Genomic DNA, 4,745 nt, shown 5'->3' on the forward strand with positions numbered 1-4,745 from the left:
GCTCGAACCCTCCCGCCAGGGGCTGCCGCCGCTGCGCCTGCGTGCCGCGGCCGCGGTCGTGTCCGCCTGCTGCGTGCTGGCGCTCGGCGCGGGCCGGCTGGGACAGGCCGACCCTGCGCTGGCGGACCTGTGCCACGCGAGCGTCTTCGGCTCCACGCTCTCGGTCTATGCGCACGACGGCGCGGGCTCGTTCGTGCTGCAGATTCGCCATGGGCGCGTGATCGCCGCCTCGATCGAACGGCAGGCGCTGCCGCCGGAGCGGATCTGGCAGGAAGGCCGCCACGTCACCCTGCTCGACCCGCGGCAACTGCCGATCCTCGCGCTGACGGTCACGCCGCAGGACAAGATCGAATGGACGGCGCGTCGCTGAGCTGCGGCCCGCGTTGACAATCTACGACGTACGTCGTACAACTCGCTGCGACAACCATCGTAGGGAAATGCCCATGCGTGCGATGTCCTTCTGCAACGGCCGCGTCCTGGTCGCGGCTTTCGGTCTGGCGATGGCGTCGGCCCCGGCGATCGGCGCAGTCGATCCGGCGGGGGCCGCGCGCGTCTTCGGCGAGGCCAGGACCATTTGCCAGCGCGATGCCGGCGCGCTGTGGGGCCACAGCCTGTGCGGTCCGATGCTGCTGGTCGACCCGACCGACCGCTCGATCGTCGCCAACCAGGCGGATGCCCACGGCGCGCTGAGGGCCACCGGTGCGGTCTTCACGGGCACGCTGCCGGCTTCGGAGATCGTCGCCAACACCAGCATTACCTGGTCCGGCGTGCACTGGAGCCAAATCATGTGGCCGCTGCCGCAGGATGCGGCCAGGCGCCACGTGATGCTGGCGCACGAGATGTTCCACCGCATCCAGCCCGAACTGGGCATGGCCACGCACGAAGGCGACAACCAGCACATGGATACGCTGGAGGGACGCTACCTGCTGCAGCTCGAATGGCGCGCGCTGGCCGAGGCTTTGCGCGCGCCGACGGATGCCGCACGGCGCGCCGCGATCGACGATGCGCTGCTGTTCCGGCAGGAGCGCTACCTGCGCTTCCCCGCTGCCGCAGCCAACGAGAACGCGCTCGAGTCGAACGAGGGCGTGGCCGAGTACACCGGCGTGCGCCTGGGCCTGGACACGCCGCAGGCAAGACGCGACTACGCCCTGCAGGACCTGTCCGCGTTCGTCAGGGCGCCGACCTTCGTGCGCTCGTTTGCCTATGCGACCGGCCCGGCCTACGGCCTGCTGCTGGACCAGGCCGACCCCGCGTGGCGCGGCAAGCTGCGCTCGGGCCAGCGGCTGGACCAGTTGCTGGCCACCGCGCTGCGCCTGCCTGCGCCGGCGTTCGACACGCTTGCTGCGCGCGAGAAGGTCTACGACGACGGCAGCCTGCGCGCCAGCGAGGTACGGCGCGAACAGGCAAGGCAAGCGCGCCTGGCGGCACTCAAGGCCAAGCTGGTCGATGGCCCGGTACTGGCGCTGCCGCTGCTGCACGAGAGCCACCAGTTCAACCCGCAGACGCTGCAACCGCTGGGCGAGTACGGAACCGCGTACCCCACCATGCGCCTGTCGGACGACTGGGGCGTGCTCGAAGTGGAGGACGGCATCCTGCTCGGCCGGCAACAGGCAACCGTCTCGGCCGTCGGCGCCGATCCGGCGGGCCTGAAGGGGCCCGGCTGGAAGCTGCAGCTCAATCCGGGATGGTCCGTGGCGCCTGGGACGCGCAAGGGCGACCTCGTGGTCAGGCACGCGGATGGTGCGTCGCACTGATTGCCCGCCGGGCGGCTGGATGCGCGACAGGAGCCACTCGGACGATTGAACGCCTCGCAGGGTGGGCTTCGGCCCACCGCCCTACGCCAGGTCGTGCATGCTGGGCTGAAGCCCGCCGTACCTAGCCGAAAAAAACGTGCCGCCTGCTCAAGCAGGCAGCACGTTTCGAAGCGGCCTCAGGCCGCCGCGGTGGCGCGGCGCGCCAGCCCTTCGGCATCCATCACCGCCTGCACCGCCGGCCGCTCGGCCACGCGCTTCTGGAACGCGAGGACCGCTGGGAACGCAGACAGGTCCAGGTCCACGTGGCGTGCCCAGTTGGTGACGGTGAACAGATACGCGTCGGCCGCGGTGAAGTGGTCGCCGAGCAGCCAGGGCTGCCTGGCCAGCGTGGCTTCGATCAACGCATAGCGCTTGAGCAGGTACGCCTTGCGCTCCTGCCGGGTCGCCTCGGGCGTGTCCGGCTTGAACAGCGGGCTGTAGGTCTTGTGCAGCTCGGAGTTGATGTAGCCCAGCGTCTCCTGCAGGCGGTAGCGCGCCAGCGTGCCGTTGGCCGGCGCCAGGTTCGAGGCGGGCTTGAAGTCGGCCAGGTACTGCACGATCGCCGGGCCTTCGGTGAGCACCTGGCCGTCGTCCAGCTCCAGCGTCGGCACGTAGCCCTTCGGGTTGATCGCCAGGAAATCGGCGCCGCTTTCGGTGCGCTTGGCCTTGGTGTCGACCTTCACCAGTTCCAGGGCGATGCCGGCCTCCTGCGCAACGATATGCGGGGACAGCGAGCAGGCGCCGGGGGAGTAGTAGAGCTTCATGCGGTGACTCCTTGTGGGGATGGAGGGGCACGTCGTCTGACGTAGCGCGCATCCTAGCCGCACGAAGTTACTGATGGATACCACCTAACCAGCGATTAGTGCCAGAATGTGGTATCCCCACAGTTACCGCATGCACGAGGATCACCCGCCATGGGCCTGCCACTGCGCAAGAGCAAGGTCGCCACGCCGCCGCCGGCGTGTCCGCTCACCGAGAGCCTGGCGCTGCTGCGCGGCGCCTGGGCGCCCAACGTGGTCTGGTACCTGAGCGCCGAGCCGCGCCGCTTCGGGGAGCTGCGCCACGACATCCCGCGCATATCCGCACGGGTGCTGAGCGCGCGGCTGCGCGAGCTGGAATCGCGCGGGCTGGTGACGCGCCGCGTGCTGGATACCTCGCCGCCTTCGGCCGAGTACGCGCTCACGCCGCTGGGCCGCGAACTGCTGCCGGCGATCGAGGCGCTGGCGAAGGTGGGACGCAAGCTGATCGAGCAGTGGGAGCTGGGAGCTGCGCGCACGGGCCGTGTGCGGTCGCGGCGAGCGGCATAAGCAGATGGTGGGCGTGGGGTATGCACTCCGGCCTCCCCCATCCGCGCTGCCGGCTACCTTCCCCCGCAAGCAGGGGAAGGATCACGTGAGGCGCCCCTATCGAACCTTTCCCCCGTTCAACAGGGAAAGGTGGCAGGCGGAAGGGGACAGCCTTGCGGAAGCCCCGCGAATCAGACCGCAGCAGCCACCTTCTGCGCCAGCGACGTACCGGGCTCGTCGACCTCGTCCGAGCCCTCGTTGACGCCTTCGAACAGGAAGGTCGACAGGTAGCGCTCGCCGGTGTCGGGCAGCATCGCCAGCAACACCGAGCCTTCCGGCGCGTCCTTGGCCACCTGCAGCGCCGCCGCCAGCGTGGCGCCGGAGGACAGGCCGACGAAGATGCCCTCCTGCTGCGCCAGCGCGCGCGAGGTGTCGCGGGCGACCGTGTCGTCGATGCCCAGCAACTGGTCGACCACCTTGCGGTTGAGCACCGCGGGGACGAAGTCCGGCGTCCAGCCCTGGATCTTGTGCGGCTGCCATTCCTTGCCGGCCAGCAGCGAGGCGCCGGCAGGCTCGGCGCCGATGATCTTCACCTCCGGCCGCGCCACCTTCAGCACCTCGCCCACGCCGGTGAGCGTGCCGCCGGTGCCCCAGCCGCTGACGAAGTAGTCGAGCCGGCGGCCGGCGAAGTCGCCGAGGATTTCCGCGGCGGTGGTCTGGCGGTGGTAGGCCGGGTTGGCCGGGTTCTCGAACTGGCGGGCGAGGAACCAGCCATGTTTCTTCGCCAGCTCCGCGGCCTTCTCGACCATGCCGGTGCCGCGCGCGGCCGCGGGCGTCAGGATCACCTTGCCGCCATAGGCGCGGATCAGCTTGCGCCGCTCGATCGAGAAGGTCTCGGTCATCACCGCCACGAACGGATAGCCGCGCGCCGCGCACACCGCGGCGAGCGCCACGCCGGTGTTGCCGGAGGTCGCCTCCACCACGGTCTGGCCGGGCTTGATCGTGCCGCGCTGCTCGGCGTCCAGGATGATCGCCAGCGCCAGGCGGTCCTTCACCGAACCGGCGGGGTTGAAGGCCTCCACCTTGACGTAGAGCTCGACGTGCTTGGGCGCGAGGCGGTGCAGCTTGACGATCGGCGTGTGGCCGATGGTGTCCAGGATGCTGTCGTAGATCATGGAATTGCTCCTGCAATGGGTGCCGGCGGACGCGCCGGCGCGGAGTGGTGCAGGCCTGGTGGAGCGCGGCGAGCACGTCGTCCTGGCGCGCCGCCGGGCGGGCGCGGGCCGCCCTGCCCGCAGCGCCGATGTCATGGATGGTCGCGCCCAAGGGAGGCGCGCCGAACCACGCCAGCGTTTCCGCCAGCGCGGCGACCTCGCCGAGTATCAGCAGCGCAGGTGAACGAACCGCATGGGCCGTGGCGCGTTCGGTCAGCTGCGCCAGCGTGCCGGTGACCACGCGCTGGCCGGCGCGCGCGCCGTTCTCGACCAGCGCGAACGGCGTGGCCGGCGCGCGGCCGTGTGCGAGCAGCCGCGACTGCAGCGTGGCCAGTTCGCCCACGCCCATGTAGACGGCCAGCGTCTGGCGTTCCTGCGCCAGCGCGGCCCAGTCCAGCGTGTCCTGCGAGGACTGGCAGTGCGCGGTGAGCAGGCGCACCGACTGCGCGTGG

At 70.4% G+C, this 4,745-nt stretch carries 6 protein-coding genes and 1 pseudogene; 4 read left to right on the plus strand and 3 right to left on the minus strand.

The window, feature by feature from the left end; all coding sequences use genetic code 11:
- Together HOQ08_RS01565 and HOQ08_RS01570 are read left to right on the plus strand one after the other, a co-directional pair.
- Window positions 1–370: hypothetical protein (locus HOQ08_RS01565; protein WP_291190561.1), on the plus strand; the 370-nt coding region annotated here is incomplete at its 5' end.
- 73 nt (window positions 371–443) lie between these two features.
- Window positions 444–1,754, plus strand: a complete 1,311-nt coding sequence (locus HOQ08_RS01570; RefSeq protein ID WP_343203803.1) for a hypothetical protein — start codon at window positions 444–446, stop codon at window positions 1,752–1,754.
- A gap of 176 nt (window positions 1,755–1,930) precedes the next feature.
- On the opposite strand, the gene gstA is transcribed toward HOQ08_RS01570, so the two are convergent.
- Window positions 1,931–2,557 (minus strand): glutathione transferase GstA, encoded by a 627-nt coding sequence (gene gstA, locus HOQ08_RS01575; RefSeq protein ID WP_291190564.1) that lies wholly within the window; start codon window positions 2,555–2,557, stop codon window positions 1,931–1,933.
- A gap of 150 nt (window positions 2,558–2,707) precedes the next feature.
- Here gstA and HOQ08_RS01580 point away from each other — a divergent pair, with 150 nt between their 5' ends.
- On the plus strand, window positions 2,708–3,100 hold the full coding sequence (locus tag HOQ08_RS01580) for a helix-turn-helix domain-containing protein (RefSeq protein ID WP_291190568.1): 393 nt from the start codon (window positions 2,708–2,710) through the stop codon (window positions 3,098–3,100).
- Between the two features lie 170 nt (window positions 3,101–3,270).
- Here the strand turns inward: HOQ08_RS01580 and cysK are convergent, their stop codons facing one another.
- Window positions 3,271–4,254, minus strand: coding sequence for a cysteine synthase A (gene cysK / locus HOQ08_RS01585; protein ID WP_291190571.1), 984 nt, complete (start codon window positions 4,252–4,254; stop codon window positions 3,271–3,273).
- On the opposite strand from cysK, the gene HOQ08_RS01590 reads away from it, so the two are divergent.
- Window positions 4,253–4,477, plus strand: a complete 225-nt coding sequence (locus HOQ08_RS01590) for a hypothetical protein (protein WP_291190574.1) — start codon at window positions 4,253–4,255, stop codon at window positions 4,475–4,477. The two genes, cysK and HOQ08_RS01590, sit on opposite strands and share 2 nt — an antisense overlap.
- Here HOQ08_RS01590 and HOQ08_RS01595 read toward each other — a convergent pair.
- A pseudogene (locus tag HOQ08_RS01595) lies at window positions 4,397–4,745 on the minus strand (SAM-dependent methyltransferase); the annotation flags it as partial. The gene HOQ08_RS01590 and the pseudogene HOQ08_RS01595 overlap by 81 nt on opposite strands.

Origin of the sequence: Frateuria sp. (assembly GCF_013362045.1) — a bacterium.
Lineage (GTDB): Bacteria > Pseudomonadota > Gammaproteobacteria > Xanthomonadales > Rhodanobacteraceae > Frateuria_A.

Excerpts from the sequence above, each read along its gene's own strand:
- HOQ08_RS01570 (WP_343203803.1), top strand. The coding sequence starts at position 444 with ATGCGTGCGATGTCCTTCTGCAACGGCCGCGTCCTGGTCGCGGCTTTC.
- gstA (WP_291190564.1), bottom strand. The coding sequence starts at position 2,557 with ATGAAGCTCTACTACTCCCCCGGCGCCTGCTCGCTGTCCCCGCATATC.
- HOQ08_RS01580 (WP_291190568.1), top strand. The coding sequence starts at position 2,708 with ATGGGCCTGCCACTGCGCAAGAGCAAGGTCGCCACGCCGCCGCCGGCG.
- HOQ08_RS01590 (WP_291190574.1), top strand. The coding sequence starts at position 4,253 with ATGGAATTGCTCCTGCAATGGGTGCCGGCGGACGCGCCGGCGCGGAGT.
- cysK (WP_291190571.1), bottom strand. The coding sequence starts at position 4,254 with ATGATCTACGACAGCATCCTGGACACCATCGGCCACACGCCGATCGTC.